At 59.8% G+C, this 17589-nt stretch carries 16 protein-coding genes and 1 pseudogene; 11 read left to right on the top strand and 6 right to left on the bottom strand.

Going from position 1 to position 17589, the window contains the following annotated elements; translation table 11 throughout:
• Positions 1-5: 5 nt before the first annotated feature.
• Together OKW45_RS35390 and OKW45_RS35385 are read right to left on the bottom strand one after the other, a co-directional pair.
• Positions 6-2180, bottom strand: a complete 2175-nt coding sequence (locus OKW45_RS35390) for an acetate--CoA ligase family protein (RefSeq protein WP_429473500.1) — start codon at positions 2178-2180, stop codon at positions 6-8.
• 2 nt (positions 2181-2182) lie between these two features.
• Positions 2183-2965, bottom strand: a complete 783-nt coding sequence (locus OKW45_RS35385) for an enoyl-CoA hydratase/isomerase family protein (RefSeq protein ID WP_026226141.1) — start codon at positions 2963-2965, stop codon at positions 2183-2185.
• Between the two features lie 520 nt (positions 2966-3485).
• Here OKW45_RS35385 and glnH point away from each other — a divergent pair.
• The 4 genes from glnH to OKW45_RS35365 all read left to right on the top strand — a co-directional run bounded on the left by glnH (position 3486) and on the right by OKW45_RS35365 (position 6759).
• A complete protein-coding gene (gene glnH, locus OKW45_RS35380; protein ID WP_184005777.1) occupies positions 3486-4238 on the top strand; it encodes a glutamine ABC transporter substrate-binding protein GlnH in 753 nt (250 codons plus the stop codon).
• A gap of 75 nt (positions 4239-4313) precedes the next feature.
• Positions 4314-4970, top strand: coding sequence for a glutamine ABC transporter permease GlnP (gene glnP / locus OKW45_RS35375; protein WP_429473499.1), 657 nt, complete (start codon positions 4314-4316; stop codon positions 4968-4970).
• Positions 4967-5695 carry a glutamine ABC transporter ATP-binding protein GlnQ gene (gene glnQ / locus OKW45_RS35370; protein WP_018422393.1) on the top strand — a complete coding sequence of 243 codons (729 nt, stop codon included), beginning with the start codon at positions 4967-4969 and terminating at the stop codon, positions 5693-5695. Before glnP ends, glnQ begins: the two co-directional genes overlap by 4 nt.
• Before the next feature lie 17 nt (positions 5696-5712).
• Positions 5713-6759 (top strand): C45 family autoproteolytic acyltransferase/hydrolase, encoded by a 1047-nt coding sequence (locus OKW45_RS35365; protein WP_429473498.1) that lies wholly within the window; start codon positions 5713-5715, stop codon positions 6757-6759.
• A gap of 219 nt (positions 6760-6978) precedes the next feature.
• Here the strand turns inward: OKW45_RS35365 and OKW45_RS35360 are convergent, their stop codons facing one another.
• On the bottom strand, positions 6979-7518 hold the full coding sequence (locus OKW45_RS35360) for an SRPBCC family protein (protein ID WP_429473497.1): 540 nt from the start codon (positions 7516-7518) through the stop codon (positions 6979-6981).
• A gap of 535 nt (positions 7519-8053) precedes the next feature.
• On the opposite strand from OKW45_RS35360, the gene OKW45_RS35355 reads away from it, so the two are divergent.
• The 4 genes and pseudogenes from OKW45_RS35355 (at position 8054) to OKW45_RS35340 (ending at position 13563) form a co-directional block, all read left to right on the top strand.
• Positions 8054-9745 carry a sialidase family protein gene (locus OKW45_RS35355; protein ID WP_429473496.1) on the top strand — a complete coding sequence of 564 codons (1692 nt, stop codon included), beginning with the start codon at positions 8054-8056 and terminating at the stop codon, positions 9743-9745.
• Between the two features lie 422 nt (positions 9746-10167).
• Positions 10168-10671 (top strand): annotated as a pseudogene (locus tag OKW45_RS35350) (FMN-binding negative transcriptional regulator); the annotation flags it as partial.
• Positions 10672-11088: 417 nt separating this feature from the next.
• Complete coding sequence (locus tag OKW45_RS35345; protein WP_429473495.1) at positions 11089-12966, top strand: sulfatase-like hydrolase/transferase; 1878 nt, start codon at positions 11089-11091, stop codon at positions 12964-12966.
• Between the two features lie 108 nt (positions 12967-13074).
• On the top strand, positions 13075-13563 hold the full coding sequence (locus tag OKW45_RS35340; protein WP_429473494.1) for an NUDIX domain-containing protein: 489 nt from the start codon (positions 13075-13077) through the stop codon (positions 13561-13563).
• A gap of 75 nt (positions 13564-13638) precedes the next feature.
• On the opposite strand, the gene OKW45_RS35335 is transcribed toward OKW45_RS35340, so the two are convergent.
• The 3 genes from OKW45_RS35335 to OKW45_RS35325 are packed head-to-tail and all read right to left on the bottom strand — an operon-like array spanning position 13639 to position 14435.
• Positions 13639-13914, bottom strand: coding sequence for a hypothetical protein (locus tag OKW45_RS35335; protein WP_026226137.1), 276 nt, complete (start codon positions 13912-13914; stop codon positions 13639-13641).
• 39 nt (positions 13915-13953) lie between these two features.
• Positions 13954-14163, bottom strand: a complete 210-nt coding sequence (locus OKW45_RS35330) for a hypothetical protein (RefSeq protein ID WP_429473493.1) — start codon at positions 14161-14163, stop codon at positions 13954-13956.
• A gap of 26 nt (positions 14164-14189) precedes the next feature.
• Complete coding sequence (locus tag OKW45_RS35325; protein ID WP_429474016.1) at positions 14190-14435, bottom strand: hypothetical protein; 246 nt, start codon at positions 14433-14435, stop codon at positions 14190-14192.
• A 310-nt stretch (positions 14436-14745) separates the two neighbouring features.
• On the opposite strand from OKW45_RS35325, the gene OKW45_RS35320 reads away from it, so the two are divergent.
• From OKW45_RS35320 to OKW45_RS35310, 3 genes are all read left to right on the top strand, one after another.
• Positions 14746-15063, top strand: a complete 318-nt coding sequence (locus OKW45_RS35320; RefSeq protein WP_018422382.1) for a hypothetical protein — start codon at positions 14746-14748, stop codon at positions 15061-15063.
• 255 nt (positions 15064-15318) lie between these two features.
• Entirely contained in the window at positions 15319-16944 is a 1626-nt protein-coding gene (locus tag OKW45_RS35315) for a response regulator (protein ID WP_184005797.1), read from the top strand.
• Positions 16941-17573: a response regulator gene (locus OKW45_RS35310; RefSeq protein WP_018422380.1), complete on the top strand. Its 633-nt coding sequence runs from the start codon at positions 16941-16943 to the stop codon at positions 17571-17573. The genes OKW45_RS35315 and OKW45_RS35310 overlap by 4 nt, the downstream gene beginning before the upstream one ends.
• Positions 17574-17589: the final 16 nt, after the last annotated feature.

The following is a 17589-nucleotide window of genomic DNA, read 5'->3' as shown; positions in this document are numbered from 1 at the left end:
GAATGTCACTGAGGGGTGGCCGCGCTGACATCCTCAAGCAGGATGCGAGCATCGAGAATGGCCACCCCGCTGGAATAGGCAAGCACGGGATTGAGGTCCAGCTCGGCGATTTCCGGAAATGCGGAGCAAAGCGACGAGATGCCCATCATCAACTTGACCAATGCATCCTTGTCGGTCGGGGCCGCTCCCCGTACCCCGTTCAGAATCTCACTGGCTCGAATCTCGGCGAGCATCCGGTGCGCGTCGTCCTTCGTGAGAGGGAGCGAGCGGAAGACGACGTCTTTGAGTACCTCGACCAGGATACCGCCGAGGCCAAACATCATGACCGGGCCGTAAGTCGGGTCACGCACGACACCGATGATGATTTCGACGCCGCCCTTTGGCGCCATGGGAGTCACGAGGACGCCGGTAATGTCCGGGTCTTGCACATGTTTCCGGCCATTGGCCACGATGTTTTCGAACGCGTGCCTAACCCCATCGGAGCTTCCAACGCTGAGCTTGACCCCACCGGCGTCCGACTTGTGGATGATGTCGCGCGACACGATTTTCATCGCGACTGGCACCGAACCGAGGCGCTCGAACGCCGCCACTGCCTCATGCAATGACCTGGCCAGAATCGCGGGAGCCGGCATTGGGACGCCAGCATCCGCGAGCGCCTGCCGGGCCTCGTGCTCGAGCACAACCGTCCGGTGTTCGCTACAACAGGACGACAGGACCGTCTCGAATGCCGGCGACCGCACCGGATGGTCCTCTGCTACAGCAAGTGGTCGCCTCTGCGCCTCACCAAACTCTGCGAGGCCCTGCATGCAGCGGACCGCCAACTCCAGCGAGTCGTAAACCGGTACACCGGCTTCACGAATACACGTCAGAGGGGCCGGTCGCAGGTCCGAATACAAGCTCCCATAGAGGCTGTGCACGATGATTGGTTTACCGCGCGCTTCCAGCATTGCGGCAATTCGCATAGAGGTCTGCATCTCAATGGGCGTCAGCGACTGGGAAAACCTCACGCCATATCCGCCGTAGAGTCCCGTGATGAGTAGTCCGTCCACCTGAGGGTCCTCGAGCAGAATGCGGGCACAGTCGGCAAATACCGCCGGGTTGGAATCCGTTCCGCCTGCAACGTCTACGGGGTTCGCAACGGCGGCCGACGGCGGCAGGATTGCCGACAGGCGCTGGCGCGTTTCGTGGCTCAGGGGAGCAAGCGTTAGACCATGTTCGCTCAAGGCGTCTGCAGCAATCGTGGCGTGCCCACCACCATCGGCGAGCACCGCCACGCGGCGCGACGCGAGCGGCCGAAGCAGCGAAAGCGCTTCAGCGAGCGAGAGAATCTCGTCGGACTTGCGAGCGAGCACCGCTCCCGCCTGACGCAGAACGCCCTCGCTTACCGCGTAGTCTCCGGCCAGCGCACCAGTGTGCGACTTCGCGGAACTACGTCCGGCGCTGGTGCGGCCTGACTTGTAGAGTACGACCGGCTTCCTACGTGTAATGCGACGCAGTGCGTCCAGGAACACCCGCCCATTTTTCATACCCTCGACATACGCGACGACGACCTTCGTGTTCTCGTCTTCTGCAAAGTAGTCGAGGTACTCGTCGAACTGAATATCCGATTCGTTGCCAATGCCGACGTACGTTGACAGCCCGATGTGTCCGTTGGCCTCGGCCTCCGTCACGAGAGAAAGCGCCATGTTTCCAGACTGGGACAGCAATCCGATACCGCCTTTCTTCAGATTGCAAAAGCCGACAATGTTGCAAGCCTTGTGGGTATTAAAAACCCCGGACGTGTTCGGCCCGACGATACGTACGTTATAGGCACGAGCGACTCGCACCATTTCGTCCTGGAGGCGCCGCCCGTCATCGCCCGCTTCGGCAAATCCGCCCGCCAGGACAACCGCGCCTTTTGCGCCTTTTTTGCCACATTGCTCGATGACCTGTGGCAGGGTCTTTGCCGGCGTGCAGACCAGGGCGAGGTCAATGTCGCGGGGTATGTCGCCCAGACTCGCATAGCATTTCAGGCCGAGGATTTCCGGTTCTTTCGGGTTTATGGGGTATATCGCCCCGGCGTATCCGTCTTCCAGCAGCTTTTGAATGGAACGAAAACCCCGTTTCATCTGGTCTTTCGATGCGCCAACGACGGCAATCGAGTCTGGATAGAAAAGTTTGCGAATAGAGTGGCTGCTCATCGTTATTCTCCCTTGAACACCGGTTCACGCTTCGCGGCGAAGGAATCGATGCCTTCCTGCCAGTCTTTCGTTGTCGAACAGAACATCATGCCTTCCAGTTCTGCAGTCAGCGCTGCGTCAAGGGTGCGCTCGCCAGCGAAGTTCAGTTGCTCCTTCGCCAGCCGCATCGAGAACGGAGCCTTGCTGGCGACCTTCTGTGCAAACGCCCGTGCGCTCTGAAGAAAACCGTCATCGGGATACACGCGGTTCGCGAGCCCAATGCGAGCAGCTTCTTGCCCGTCAATCCGCTCGCCAAGGAAAACTAGCTCGCGCGCTTTTGCCAGGCCCACCAGCCGGGGAAGGAGATACGTGATTCCGCCGCCGAGAAAGTTGCCGATGCTTATTTCGGGCAATCCAATCTTCGCGCTCTCGGCCATCACAACGAAGTCGGAGGCAATCGCGATTTCTGCACCAGCTCCCAGCGCGAAGCCATTTACAGCCGCGACCACGGGCTTGCCGAGCGTCAGCAGCCGCTTGCAAACTACCTGCTCACCCCGCAGGTATTCGCGACGCTCGAAGGCCGTGCGGCCCGCCTTGTGTTCCTTGAGGTCCGCTCCGACGCAGAATGCGCGTCCCTCTCCCGTAACGAGAACTACCCGCGCGGCTCGGTCCGCCTCAGCGAGGCTTAATGCTTCGTTTAACTCATCGTAAAGTTGCTGGACCACCGCATTCAGACGATGCGGTCTGTTTAACCTGACCTCTGCAATCCCGTCCTGCACACCGTAGATTATCGTTTCGAAAACCATGAACGTCTCCGTCATTGCACCTTGATGGGCTCGCTCACGGTGTGGGGCATACCTCACGGGTCGTGGCGTCTCGGACAAATACAAACGCGCGAAGAAACGTCTGTTGCATAAAATCTAAGCATGGGCAACGTTTGTTGCAATCCTGTGTTTACCCGTAATTGAGCCTTTACGGACGCTGCAATTGACTCTGACAGTGTAGTTAGCTGTTCCCGTACGTATGCTCACGGGCCATCCAGCAATTGTCCGAGGCGGAAGACGCGCTACACGCAAAGGGTGCATACGTCAGCTCAATCCGGTCAGTAGTGCCGCCATCTATCGCGCAGTCCCGACGCCGGGACTACGTGTTTTCCCTCCCCCGATTTTTGTTGACGTCCATTTCTGGCGGAGTACTATCGTTTTTGACAACAAACGTTGCGCGCAGTTTGACTAAGACATCGCGTGTTGCGCTGCATGTAGTGTTGCTGTCATTGGTCCCTCCCACGTCGAGGAGGTGACATCGCCAATCACTGCGGAGAGAATCATGGGACGTCGTTCCTTCCTTATGTCCGTCATTGCTGTTGCAATGTTCGGCGCCAGCATCGCGCACGCGGAAACCAAAGAGTTGGTTGTCGGTACCGACACTTCCTTCATGCCGTTCGAATTCAAGCAGGGTGACAAGTACGTCGGCTTCGACCTTGACCTGTGGGCCGAAATCGCGAAGGACCAGGGCTGGAAGTACAAGATTCAGCCGATGGACTTCGCTGGTCTGATTCCGGCTTTGCAAACGCAAAACATTGATGTCGCGCTTTCGGGCATGACCATCAAGGAAGAACGCAAGAAGGCCATCGATTTTTCGGATCCGTATTACGACAGCGGACTCGCTGCGATGGTGCAAGTCAGCAACACGAGCATCAAGTCCATTGACGACCTGAATGGCAAGGTCATCGGCGCAAAAACGGGCACCGCAACGATCGACTGGATCAAGGCGCACCTGAAGCCCAAGGAAATCCGTCAGTTCCCCAACATCGACCAGGCCTATCTGGCGCTGGAAGCGGGCCGCGTCGACGCAGCCATGCACGACACGCCAAATGTCCTGTACTTCGTCAACACGGAAGGCAAAGGCAAAGTCAAGGTTGCCGGCGCCCCCGTCAGTGGCGACAAATACGGCATCGGCTTTCCGAAGGGAAGTCCTCTCGTGTCGAAGGTCAACGAAGATCTGACGAAAATCAAGGCAGATGGCCGTTACGCGAAGCTCTACAAGAAGTGGTTCGGTTCGGAACCGCCGAAGTCGTAATCGCTCGGAAATGTCGGAAATGGGGCGCGGCGGTCACGACCGTCGCGCTGGCAACGGAACAATCAGGAGCGCTTTGTGGAATTCGACTGGTCAGTTATCGGAGCGGCACTTCCAGACTTGCTGGACGGCGTGAAGCTCACAGTCTTTATTGCAGTTGTCGGGCTCGTCGGTGGTTTCATCGTCGGCATGATCGCCGGGATGTTCCGGGCGTATGGGCCTGTCGCACTGAACATTCTGGCTCAGGCCTACATTGAGCTGATCCGGGGTACGCCGATTGTCGTGCAGGTCATGTTTCTGTACTTCGCCCTGCCGCTGCTTGCGCATATCCGAATCGATGGCCTGACTGCCGCCATCATCGCGATAACGGTAAATTCAGGCGCCTATCTTGCCGAAGTGGTGCGCGGCGCGCTGTTGTCCATCTCCAAAGGCCTCACGGAAGCCGGTCTTGCGATGGGTCTGTCCATGCCACGTGTCCTCCTGAAGATTGTCGGGCCGCTGGCCTTTCGCCGGTTGATTCCGCCGCTCGGCAATCAGTGCATCGTTAGCCTGAAGGACACGTCACTTTTTATCGTCATAGGTGTGGGCGAACTGACACGCAAGGGGCAAGAAATCATCGCGGGAAATTTCCGCGCCGTGGAGATCTGGACGGCGGTTGCCGTCATCTATCTGATTCTGACTGGCGTGATGACGCTCACACTGCGTCTCGTTGAAAAGAGGATGAGCATCCTATGAACATGGTCGAATTCAAGGCGGTCTCGAAGAGCTTCGGCCACGTGGCCGTGCTCAAGGACATCAGCCTGCGCATTGAAAGTGGCGAAGTTGTGGTGGTCGTCGGTCCGTCCGGCTCGGGCAAGTCCACGATGCTTCGCTGTATCAACGTGCTGGAAAAAATCTCGGGCGGAGACTTGCTGGTCGACGGGCAGAGCGTCAAGGGCAACGCCTCCGTAATTCGTAACATCCGGCTCGAGGCCGGCATGGTCTTCCAGCAGTTCAACCTGTTTCCCCAGATGACAGCGCTCGAGAATGTCATGTTCGGCCCTATCCAGGTGCGCGGAGCATCGAGAGCCGAGGCACGCGACCAGGCAATGGCATTGCTGAACAAGGTGGGCCTCGAAGCGCGCGCCAATCATTACCCGTCCGAGTTGTCTGGAGGGCAACAGCAGCGCGTCGCGATTGCCCGCGCCCTGGCCATCAGGCCCAAGTTGATGCTGTTCGACGAGCCAACCTCAGCGCTGGACCCGGAACTTCGTCACGAAGTCCTCAAGGTCATGCAGGACCTTGCCAACGAGGGGATGACCATGATTGTCGTGACGCATGAAATCGGGTTCGCGAAGCGCGTCGGCACGCGCCTGCTGTTCATGGACCAGGGCGGCATCGCCGAGGACGGGCAACCGGCCGCGCTCATCCACACTCCACCTACACAGCGACTGAAAGACTTTTTGCAGCACGTGTCCTAAGCGAGGTTATGTCCGATATGAAGGTTCTCACTCCCGCCGTCATTTCCGGCTCTCCGTACGAAATCGGATACGCCCTCGGCTCACTGGCCCGGCCGGTCATGGGTGCGTACATGGGCCAAAGCGTCGCCTGGCAGGCGGTCAGCCGATGGCGCGGGCGCGCGTTTGTGCGAGCCTTGCGCCAGGCTGCCGAAAGTGCGTTCCCTGACCATGTCGCAGAAATCGAAGGCATGGCGGCAGGCATGGGATGGTCCGCCGAGGACGTGTTCCTGTGGAACTGCCGGGGAGAGTTGATTCACAACGCGCCGGACGGTTGCACGACACTGGCTGCCTGGTCGCCAAATGAGCGGCTCATCGCGCATAACGAGGATGGCGATCCGTATCTGCGCGACAAGTGCGAGCTCGTGGACATCCGTCCAACCGGCAAGCCAGGGTTCGTGAGCTTCTACTACCCGGGCTCCCTGCCGGGACATACCTTCGCAGTAAGCCGTGCCGGACTGGTACAGGCCATCAACAACCTGCGAATCAGGAAGCCCGCCGTTGGGGTGCCCCGCATGGTGCTCACCCGCGCGGTGCTCGACGCCGTTTCACTTGACGCCGCCATCAGGGTGCTCGATGGTGTGCCACGTGCCAGCGGCTTTCACCACACGCTGGGTTGCGTCGGGGACCCACGGCTGCTCAGCATCGAAGCAACTGTACAGCGCTGCTCCGTTACGGAGGTGGCCCATCTGTGCGGGCACGCCAACCACCTTGTCCATGTCGGCTGTGACAACGAGGAGCAGATTGTCACGGACTCGTCCCGCGACCGGCAGACCCGACTCGGTGAGCTTCTTCCAGGTCTATCGAACATCGGCGGGTTGAGTCTCCTGGAGGTACTCTCGGACAAGGCGTCGAAAGGTCTGCCAATTTATCGCGATGACCCTGCTGACCCGGACGACGAGAACACACTTGCGACTGCGCTGTTCGTCATTCAGGAGACCGGTGTGGAATTTGAAGTGCGCCAGCAAGGTGAACTTCGATTCAGGAGATTCGTGTCCCAGGAATCGCGCGCACGCACCGGGTCCTGACCGCGGGGACAGTCTTCGACGGCGCCGATCTGGTCTGCGAAAAGGTCTACTTCGACCTCGCGATAGTCCTGCGTCAGCTCGGCGCTGCAAGGCTCACGGGCCGTCTTTCGTCCCTTTCCGCGCCATCCGCCAGCCTGTTGGCAAGACATCGATGCACCAGCGCTGCGTCTGCCATGTCGGGAAGCGGGCGAGCCATCCGATTTGCCGGTGCACTCCGGTCTACGGCGTCGTTTCCAGCGTTTTCTTCAGCCGCGCGACCGCCTCTTCGGATTCCTGCTGGATTCGCGCGCGCACGAACAAGACATTCACCGCTGCAAACCATAGTGACGGGGAGCGGTACTCGAACTCACGCTCAAATCGCGTTCCGGACGCTACGGGCCTCAGGGAGTAGCTCACCGCGCCGGCGGACTTGCCATCTATCGTGCCGACGATGACCCATTTGCGCGGACGGTCCCGCGCAGCAACCGTCCACACGACGCTTCCCCGCCGACCCGCCACGCGAAATTCTTCCACGACCTGTTCGCCAACGCTCAACGGGTGGTCGGTCGCCCCCCTTACCGATAGTGAAGACGGGTGCCAGTCGGGCCAGTGCGCGGGTGTCGTCACGTAGTCGAAAACGACCGAATCCGGTCGCTCGATCAAGTTCACGGTGACAATCTTCGTCGTCAGGTCGACGGACTCAGGCAGCGGTAGAGCAAGCAGGACAGCGACCGCGAAGGCTGCCATGATCGCGCTGATCCATCTCAATGGCCATTTCATCTGCGACTCTTCGAAGTATCGCGCACACGTGGACTGCCGGGCCTCTAAACAGGCCCGAAAGCTTTGCGGGTTCCCCAACCAGATAACGGCGAAACCGGACGCAGATCGAGGCACGCGCCGTGCGCCGATAGTACCGCGTTGCGGCGTTGGTTCCGGTCAGACACATCTCGCCAGTTCACCTCGTCAATGTCGTCCGGCCCGGTCATCTAAAACCAGGGTGCCGATGCAGTGACCTCCTTCCTGCCATGAACCTGATCGGCGGCAGTTGTGCCATCGAATCTGATTTGAGGCGTCATGCTGCTTCTACAAGCGCATACATGCTTCCATCGTCCTGCTGCAAGCCGCATACCACATCAATAGAAATAAGGATGGGGCGTCCCAAATAGCATCCGTCAGGAATTTTTCACACAAATCCGGCGCCCGCGTCCTAGTGTGTCTCGATGGTTGGGCATCGGACGTGCATCGATGCAACTCTCGAGGGGCGGTAGCAAGAACAATCGGTTTTCACATGGGTGCCGGTGACGGATGCCCGCCAATGCGCAAGCGTATTACCCTTTTCGCGAGGTACGACATGACATCGATTTTCAGACGGCTATCCCGTTCTGCTTCCCGCGGTTTTGCAGGTGGCAGCGTCATCGCGCTTACGTGCGCGATCGTCCCAGGTGCCGAGGCGCAAGTGGTCGGCCCGCTCGTCACGGTGGCCGCGGGCGATCCATTCAGCGGATGCACTGCGGACCAGATTAACGCACAGGAGTCCGCATTCGGGAGCGTCCTGTTTCCGGCCACGTCGATCGAGCCATGGGTGGCGGCCGATCCGACCAACCCGTCCCGCCTACTCGTCGGCCATCAGCAGGACCGCTGGGACGACGGTGGCTCACGCGGACTCGTCGGCGTCGTCTCCACCGATGCGGGCAGCACATGGACCAATACGATCCCATCCGACGTTACCAATTGCACCGGGGGCAAATTCCGTCGCGCCTCCGATCCGTGGGTAGACTTCGCGCAAGACGGAACCGCGTTCTTCCTGTCGTTGGTGTTTGACCCGATGAAGCCGACCACTCCGTTTGGGGCGCGCAATAGCGGGTTGCTGGTCAGCCGCTCAGTCGACCACGGCGCGAGCTGGCAGGCTCCCGTGACCCTGATCCGCACCAACTCGCCGCACGCGCTCAATGACAAAAACTCGCTCACCGCCGATCCGACGGCGAACGGTTACGCCTATGCGGTGTGGGATCAACTGAGCGTTTTCCCGCCAACCCAGGCCGGCGATCAGTTGCTCGCGGGAAACGACGGTGTCGAGATCGCGCGTCAATTGCGCAACGGTGCAGCGGGTGGTGCTCCGGTCTTCAAGTTCAATTTCACCGGCCCGAGCTTCTTCTCGCGGTCCATCGACAACGGCGTGACCTGGAGCACGGCCGCCCCGATCTATCGACCGGGCACGAACGCGCAGACGATCAACAACACTGTACGGGTGTTGCATGATGGGACCCTGCGTGACTTCTTCACTGCGATCAATGTCACAAACTCGGGGCTCAGCATCGGCTATATAAAGTCCACGGATAAGGGCGCGAGCTGGAGCACGCCGACGTTCGTCAACGATATTCAGGTGCGCACCCTGGGAGTGGTCACGCCGGACACCGGCCAGCCGATACGCGATGCCGCCATTCTTTTCAGTGTCGCTGTGAACCCGGTCACGGGGGCAATCTATCTCGCGTGGCAGGACAATCGCTTTTCGACAGCCACCTGCACCACGCCCGGGGCCGGGTCAATCGCGATCACCGGGATCGTCTTCAGCGAGTCGGATGACGGCGGGGCCACCTGGTCGACGCCGGTGATGATCAACAAGACGCCGGCCAATGCCGCGAATCCGTGCCGTCAACAGGCCTTCATCCCCGCGGTGGTGGCGTCGGGCGACGGCAATACGGTGGCGGTGACCTACTACGACTTTCGTAACGACACGAACACGCCTGCCGGCGTCGAGGGCACGGACAATTTCGCGCTGTTCTGCCCGACCTCGTCCGCGTGCACGAGCTCCGCAAACTGGGGCAACGAGCAACGACTGACCACGGCCTCGTTCAACATACTCAACGCTCCTGTGGCGCGTGGCCATTTCCTTGGCGATTACATGGGTCTGACTGCCAGCGGGCCCAAGACCATCTACCCGGTATTTGGCACAGCCACAGGTCCCAACGTGACAGCGGAATTCACCCGTCAGATCACATTGCCATAAGCGCAAGCGGCGGCGACTTGAGGAGGTCGCCGCCCAGTCCCCGCAACAGATCGGATGGGAATAGAAATGAGCGAGTTCGCTGCGATGCCGCAGCCCGTAGTTCGGATCCAACAGAATGAAATGGCCTGTCGGGGCCAGTAGACGGCGACGGCGTGCCCGGCGTCGTCCACGTCTTTTCGCATGTCGAATCCGGCCACCGTCGAGCGAACATTCGAACTCCACAACTGTATCCAGGCGTGAGCATCACCTGACCGATCGTCTCCGTGTTAGAGACGCAGCGATTCACGCCCCGGTTCGCGAAGCCTTTCGCCGTTTCGCGGTGTGGCGAGTTGCAGTCGTCTGCGCCAGTTCATGAATGAGATCGGCGAGTCGCTCCGCAGACGATGTCATTTGCGCATGGCTGAACCCACTGAATCCCAACACCAGGCCAGCCGGGTTTTGGAACGCTGCAAGCGCATGTCGCGCGCGCGAATCCGGTCTGGCGGGACGTGGCGGACAATGATGAAGTACTGGTTGTCTTCAACGCCGGCGACGCCTACATCTCGCCGACGTGGTATCCGAGCAAGCATGAGCACCATAAACAGGTGCCGACCTGGAACTATGTCGTCGTCCATGTGCACGGCCGGATTCGCATCCGCGACGATAAAAAGTTCGTCCGCAGCGTGGTTGCACGGCTTACCCGCTCGCACGAGGCATCGGAAGCGGAGCCTCGGAAGATGGGCGATGCTCCGGCCGATTATCTGGAAGAGCAACTCGATGGAATCGTTGGTCTCGAAGTCGAGATCACGCGGCTGGTCGGAAAGCGCAAACTCGGTCAACACAAGGATGCGCGTGATATTCGCGGCCCTGCCGAGATGCTGCTGACTCGTGGCAATCAGCAAATCGGTGGCGCGATGCTTGCATGTGCGGCGAGGAAGATCGACTGACCCTGCTGCTCCCGGCGGTGAACCTCTCGTCGAGCTCGAGGTACGCAGAAAGATCTGCGGCTCGCGGATACGCCGGTACCCGTGCTCATTGCTGGCGAGACCAGGACGGGAAAGGAACGCCGTTTTTTCGCTTGCGACAAAATGTGCGCTACCGCACATATCTCGACGTTTCCCCTTCCTTCGTGAGCAGAAGAAACTAGCATCAACGCACAGCCTTCCCCGCATCCTCTCTATGCCGGCTCAGGTCTGAAAAATATCAATTCAGAAAAACGGACCGCGGATACTTAATTTAAAGATCCAGAGGAGACCGAACGCGGGTCTCTTCATATAAATCTATTCTGATTGAATCGCCTCCACTGCGCTGCAACGCGACAGGGCAGATGCCTTCGTCGTTCTATCTAACATGGAGAAACGATTATGGATCGTCGCGAATTTATCAAGAAGACATCGGCGATTGGCGCTGCACTGACTACGCCAAAACTTGCGTCTGCCGCGTCCGGGTCGGCCGCGGCAGACGCTGCTCACAAGGGAACCCCCAACATCCTGTTCATTCTGCTTGACGAGATGCGCTACCCGCGCGTGTTCCCGGCGGGAATAAGCAGCCCCGGCGATTTCCTCAGGCATTTCATGCCTCGAACGCATGCGCTGTGGAGAAAGGGTGTGAAGTTCTCGGGGCACTACACGGCCGCCTCAGCATGTACCCCAGCGCGCGGCACTTTGGTCACCGGGCTGTATTCACAGCAAAACTGGGTGCTGACAACCATCTTCGATAACCCGTCAAGTAAAGCTTCACTTCAACCAGCGCTTAGCCGGGCGTTTCCGACTTATGGCAAGCTCCTTCGCAACTTCGGTTATTCGACGCCCTATATAGGGAAATGGCATCTGTCGGTCACCATACAGGGGCAGCGCGAGCTTCAGGAGTATGGTTTTCAGGCGATGACCTTTCCTGATCCAACTGGCAGCAACCTGCAGGGCACGGTCGGCGATATACCCAACCTGTACTACAGCGACGAGTACATTGCCAATCAGGCGGTAGGTTGGCTTAGCCAGCGCAAGCCGCACGAGGGCCCGTGGTGTTTGACCGTAGGTCTCGTCAACCCTCACGACAAAGAGTTCTTCCCGGCGGGAACGGAATTTCAGACCTACCACGATTATTTCGCCAACTCGAACTACAACCCGAACGGTTATCAGCAATGGCGGGACTACACGGTAGGGCCGCCGAACTACGATTGGAATACCAATCCGCTCAAGAATCCACCGGAGTTGGCGTACGCTGCGGTCCCGCCGAACTGGGAGTCGGCAGATCACATCCAGCGTACCAAGCCGGCGGCTCAGGCATTCAACAGGATGATCCAGGAGGCAATTTGGGGCGGTGTCCAGGATGATCCGGACAGCACTGATTTTCTTATTACCGAATACCCTGTGCCGGTCCAGGGCGTAATAAAAGGGATCGGTAAATCGCCGTTCAGTTACTGGAAGCGTAGCCTCGAGTCCTACACCCAGATACTGACAGACGTCGACGGACGGATTGGTGAGATCGTCGATTCGCTGCCTCACGAGGTCGCGCGCAACACGATCATTATCCTGACGTCCGACCACGGCGAATACGCTGGCGCGCACGGCATGGTTTCCGGCAAGACCTCGACATGCTACGAAGAGGCGTACAACATCCCGCTGATTGTGGTTGACCCGACGGGACAGTATGCCGGCGATGTCGACAAGATCCGGGACGGTTTGACTTCTTCGGTCGACATTCTTCCGATGCTGGTTACGATAGGCAATGGCGGCAACCGCAATTGGCTAACGGGCGACTATGCGCAGTTGTACGGCGGCAGGCATGATCTTCTTCCGATGCTGAAAAGCGATTCGGCAGCCGGTCGGCCCTATGTCACCTTCACGACCGACGAAACACTGCCTGAGTCGTACATACCGAACGCGTCGAGTACGCCGACGCATATCATCGGAGTACGCACTCAGGCGAACAAGCTCGGCACCTATTCGTTCTGGGGACCGGAATCGACAACCATCTCGGGTCGAAGCCAACTCGAGTACTACGACTATGCGACGACGGCAGGGCAACTGGAAATTGAAAACCGTTACCGCGATCCGGCGGCCCGGGTACTCTATGAGCAGTTGCTGACGGATATTTTGCCAAATGAGTTGAGGGCACCGCTTCCCGGGAGCTTGGTGGCGGCGCAGACGCTCGCTGAGGCGAGATATGTGGCCTACGTCAGGCTCATCAACGCCGGGGGCGTCAGCGAACCGCAATTGCCGCTCTCGGTCGGCGATATCTGAAGCGGGGACGAGGCTGGACGCCGTGGGACCGGCGGCGGCCAGCAGCGAAATGGGGGTGTGCTGGCGAATCGGAAGATCCGTTGACAATGAAAGTAAAGGATAGACCTCATGCCGAGCGTTGAGCGCGCCCGGATGGCTGCGCTGATCGACTCTGTTTGGCGCATGGCGCTTCGCCTCGGATTTCCGCTCGCCCGCGCGTGGTGGCACGTTCGACGCCCTCGCCATGAGGGCGCGTTAGTAGCAATCCACGTCGATCGGTCGCTGTTGCTGCTGAAGTCGTCGTACCGCGCCGAATGGGGGTTTCCGGGCGGCAGTATCCGGGCCGGTGAGACACCTGCTGCTGCGGCGCTGCGCGAGATGGAGGAGGAGATTGGACTTGCGTCTCACCCCTTACTGCCAGCAGGCAGCGCCTCCGGCATGTGGGACGGGCGAAGAGACCGGGTGCATTTCTTCGAACTGCGCCTCGATTGCCTACCCGAACTGCGGCTCGATAATCGCGAAATCGTCGCCGCGCATCTGGCGTCGCCGGAGGAATTGCCTGGCTTCGCCGTGACAGGCGCGGTCGCTGCATATCTCGGCAGAGATGTCTGCGGCTAGTCGAGCCGTTTTTCTTTCATGACCGTTCGAGTCCGCGTGACGCTGCGCGAGGCGCGGGCCTTCCAGGCATCGGAGTTACAGCCCCACGGTTCTTAACGCTTCCTGATTCGCTAGCATGGCATCGATAAGAGCGCGAGCCTTGCGGTCGACGCACGTGAGAGCAACACTTTCCGACTCGTAGGTAACGGCATCGGCTAAGTCACCGGTGACGTGCTGTTTTCGTGTCCTTCTACGCAACAACCACGTGACGCGATATGTCAGCGCGATTCCATCGGACAAATGGGTCGTCCGCGGCTCCATGTGCGCTTCAATGACGAATCCGCGATAACGCCCGACAATGTGATGTTTCATTGATTGACTTCACCGTCTTTCGCCTTCATCGCTCGCCTCTCAATGCACGACGCCAAAGAACAGAATTGCGCCTTCGGCTGGCGTCAGGCCCGCCTTGAAGTAGCCTTCGAGCCGGTCGGCTGTCGCTTCGTCGAGCGTGAAGGGCGGATGGACGTAGCCTACGGCGAATGCATGGTCGTACCAGTCGTTGAGCCACGCACGCAGTTCGATCACGTCCTGCGGCAGTGAGTTCGAAGCATCGTCGTGCATGTGCGTTTCCCCGGCTTGCTGAACGATCAGGCCGCCATGCGGCCTATCCCCATTTCCGGACGGCGCTGGCCCGGCGGAAACACGTGCCATGCGCCGTCGGCATGGCGAAAGAAGAAGAGTGAAAACGCCCCGGTCGGCAGATCGATTTGAATGCACACCCGGCATGTTCCATCCGAGCGCGAGCGGTTCAGCAGACGCACGCGTGCCCCTCGGCCCCCCGTCGGGCCAACGAGTTTTTCGACCTGGGAACGCAGTGATCTGTTGCCCGCCATGATTTTCTCCGCGATGCACGATGATTCGATGCTACGGCGATCGGTGCGTGCGTCCAATCGGCGCGGGCCGGAATGTCGTTTCAGGAATCGCTGGTTTCAGCCGTCAGGACTTCCTGACCCGGAACAGCATGTGGAACGGCATTTAAGGGTCTTTACCCATCTGCGGGGGCTTTCAGCATGAATGGCACTAAGGATTTCCTGACACGCGAATCAGGAAGTCACACCCTGATTTTGCAGCTTGCGCTGAATGCGACACACTTTCTGCTCGTAGATGATGAGCCATTGAAACGCAATGTCGAATTGATGCATCATGATCGGCTATCTATCGGAGCGGGAAAACGTGATCGAGCAAATCGACGCGATATGTCTGCGACTGTTCGACACCTGGTGCGAGACGCGCAGCGTGACATCGCTTGCGTATTTGATGCACTGCTGGCCATTGATAGACAGCACGACCAACGCGCTCAGGCGCCTGGGCGAAACCATGCGTGAGTTGCGGCGCAATCACACGGACCAGATCGACGAGGATGACTTTCGCGCGCTGTGCGAGGTGGCCGACCTCATCGACGAACTGACCTTGCCGCGCACGGTCCGACTGATCGCGGTGGCGGGCGAGGTGCTGAACTAGCAAACAGCAACGCAGGCCAGGCGCGCAAATGCTTACAGGCACGCATGCGGCGGCCGTGAGGCCACGGGGCGCGCTGTTTCATCGGACGTTTGAAACCCGGAGCGGGCGTGATGGACCAGGCGCCGGCATCGAGTGCAGAATAGGACAACCACAACGGCGGCACTCGCGGGGATATATGGCGCTCGACATTTTCGACGCATGGTGGAGCGGGCTCATGCAACCCGCTGAGCGGTATCTCGAAGGGAACACCGCATCATGAGCCATCTCGCCGCTCCGGTCGCGTATACGGGCACGATTCTGATCGTCGACGATACGCCGGGGAATCTTGGCGTGGTTGTCGACAGTCTCGAGGCGCGCGGCATTCGCGTACTGGTGGCGCTCGACGGTATCGAAGCGTTGGAGCGCGCAGCCTTCTCGCAGCCCGATGTGATCCTGCTGGACGTGAAGATGCCGGGCATCAACGGCTTCGAGACTTGTCGGCGCCTCAAGCGCGATGAGCGCACGCGCGATATCGCCGTCATATTCATGACCTCGCTGATGGACAACGAGGACCGCGTCGAAGGCTTTCTGGTGGGCGGTGTCGATTATGTGACCAAGCCATTGCGCGTCGATGAGATGGTCGCGCGCGTTGGCGTGCACCTCGAGCTGCGGGTGATGCACAAGCAGGTTCTCGCGCAGAACCGGCAACTGCTAGCGGAAGTCGCCGTGCGCAAGGAAACGGAGGCCGCGCTATCGCAAGCGCGCGACGAACTGGAGCGACGTGTCGCATTGCGCACCGAAGAGCTGGCGCGCGCCAACGCCAACTTGCGGGCGCAGATCGACGAGCGGCGGCGCGCGGACGCGCGCCTGCAGGCAAGCGAGGCTCGCTTTCGCGCGATTGTCGAAACGAGTCCGGTGCCGCTGTGCATCACCTCGATGCCGCATGGGCACATCCTGTACACGAACCAGCCGTTGCGCGAACTCTTCGGCATGGACGAAGGCTTGTCCGCCAATATCGCGGATTTCTACGCTGAGCAGGGCGAGCGCGAGCGTCTGATCGAACATCTGCGGACCAAGGGTAGCTTGCGCAACACCGAGGTACAGTTCCGGCGCCAGGACGGTACCCGGTTCTGGGCGATGGCGACGGCGCGCGCCGCGACTTACGACGATTCTCCCGCGATCTATGTGGGCCTGAATGACATTACGGGGCGCAAGCAGATGGAACAGGAACTCGTCGAATCGCGCGAGCAGCAGCGCGAACTGTCCGCGTACATGGAGGCGATTCGCGAGGAGGAGAGAAAGCGCATTGCGATGGAAATTCACGACGAGCTGGGGCAATTGCTGACCGCGCTCAAGATGGACGTGTCTCTGCTCAAAATGCGCATCGCGCACGACGCGGAAGCGACAAAAAAAGCCGACGATATGCGCCAACTGGTCGAAGGCACGATCTCGATGGTGCGCAATGTCGCGAGCCACCTGCGGCCCGCGGCGCTTAACTTCGGCATCGTGTCTGCGCTCGAATGGCTTGTCGACGAGTTCAACCGCCGCAATGCCATTGCGTGTGAATTGCGCATCGAAGGCGGCGAACCCACGCTGTCCGACGCCCATGCGACGGCCCTGTTCCGCATTGCACAGGCTTCGCTGACGAACGTCGCGCGTCATGCCGCCGCCACACGTGTCGAGGTGACGCTGGTTTCGACGGCTGCACAGCTCTTGCTGCAGGTGCGTGACGACGGATGCGGCTTCGATCAGCAAGTGGTGAGTCGCAACTATTCATATGGCCTGCTCGGCATGAACGAGCGCGCGCGGTTGATCGGCGGATCGCTTTCGATCGACAGCTCGCCGGGCGCGGGCACCATGGTTTCGATTCATATTCCGCTCGATGGCGGAGCTCGAACATGATCAGGATACTCATTGCGGACGATCATGCGATAGTCCGTGGCGGACTCAGACAGATCATCGCGACCACGAGCGATATCGTCGTTGCGGGGGAAGCGGCGCAAGGAGCGGAAGTGATCGACAAGCTGCGCTCGTGCGCGCTAGATCTTCTATTGCTCGACATGACGATGCCCGGCATCAGCGGCGTCGCCCTGATCCGCAGGGTACGGGCGGAACATCCTTCGTTGCCGGTGCTGGTGTTGAGCATTCACGACGAGGCTCAGGTCGCGTCGCGCGCGCTGCGCGCGGGAGCAACGGGATATCTGACCAAGGACAGTGACCCGGAGGTGCTGCTCGCGGCAATCCGCAAGCTCGCGGACGGCGGCCGTTTCATCGATCCGAAGCTCGTCGATGCGATGGTGTTCGATACACAGCGCGGCGACGTGCCGCCGCATGAAGTACTGTCGGACCGCGAATTCCAGGTCCTGCAGATGCTCGCGGCGGGCAGGAGCATCAATGAAATTGCCCAGGCGTGTGCCCTCAGCGCGAAAACGATCAGTACACACAAGATGCGGCTGATGCAGAAACTCGGGCTTTCCAACAACGCCGAGGTGATCCGGTACGCGATCCGGCACGGAATGATCGTCGAGTAGAAGACGAAGGATGATG

Source organism: Paraburkholderia lebeckiae (assembly GCF_050436225.1).
GTDB lineage: Bacteria > Pseudomonadota > Gammaproteobacteria > Burkholderiales > Burkholderiaceae > Paraburkholderia > Paraburkholderia tuberum.
Note: the sequence above shows the minus strand (reverse complement) of the source record. Positions and strands in the feature narration are given on the sequence as shown.

Excerpts from the sequence above, each read along its gene's own strand:
- OKW45_RS35385 (WP_026226141.1), bottom strand. The coding sequence starts at position 2,965 with ATGGTTTTCGAAACGATAATCTACGGTGTGCAGGACGGGATTGCAGAG.
- OKW45_RS35320 (WP_018422382.1), top strand. The coding sequence starts at position 14,746 with ATGATCGGCTATCTATCGGAGCGGGAAAACGTGATCGAGCAAATCGAC.
- OKW45_RS35315 (WP_184005797.1), top strand. The coding sequence starts at position 15,319 with ATGAGCCATCTCGCCGCTCCGGTCGCGTATACGGGCACGATTCTGATC.
- OKW45_RS35345 (WP_429473495.1), top strand. The coding sequence starts at position 11,089 with ATGGATCGTCGCGAATTTATCAAGAAGACATCGGCGATTGGCGCTGCA.
- OKW45_RS35355 (WP_429473496.1), top strand. The coding sequence starts at position 8,054 with ATGCGCAAGCGTATTACCCTTTTCGCGAGGTACGACATGACATCGATT.
- OKW45_RS35340 (WP_429473494.1), top strand. The coding sequence starts at position 13,075 with ATGCCGAGCGTTGAGCGCGCCCGGATGGCTGCGCTGATCGACTCTGTT.
- OKW45_RS35310 (WP_018422380.1), top strand. The coding sequence starts at position 16,941 with ATGATCAGGATACTCATTGCGGACGATCATGCGATAGTCCGTGGCGGA.
- glnH (WP_184005777.1), top strand. The coding sequence starts at position 3,486 with ATGGGACGTCGTTCCTTCCTTATGTCCGTCATTGCTGTTGCAATGTTC.
- OKW45_RS35330 (WP_429473493.1), bottom strand. The coding sequence starts at position 14,163 with ATGCACGACGATGCTTCGAACTCACTGCCGCAGGACGTGATCGAACTG.
- OKW45_RS35360 (WP_429473497.1), bottom strand. The coding sequence starts at position 7,518 with ATGAAATGGCCATTGAGATGGATCAGCGCGATCATGGCAGCCTTCGCG.
- OKW45_RS35365 (WP_429473498.1), top strand. The coding sequence starts at position 5,713 with ATGAAGGTTCTCACTCCCGCCGTCATTTCCGGCTCTCCGTACGAAATC.
- OKW45_RS35335 (WP_026226137.1), bottom strand. The coding sequence starts at position 13,914 with ATGAAACATCACATTGTCGGGCGTTATCGCGGATTCGTCATTGAAGCG.
- glnQ (WP_018422393.1), top strand. The coding sequence starts at position 4,967 with ATGAACATGGTCGAATTCAAGGCGGTCTCGAAGAGCTTCGGCCACGTG.
- OKW45_RS35390 (WP_429473500.1), bottom strand. The coding sequence starts at position 2,180 with ATGAGCAGCCACTCTATTCGCAAACTTTTCTATCCAGACTCGATTGCC.
- OKW45_RS35325 (WP_429474016.1), bottom strand. The coding sequence starts at position 14,435 with ATGGCGGGCAACAGATCACTGCGTTCCCAGGTCGAAAAACTCGTTGGC.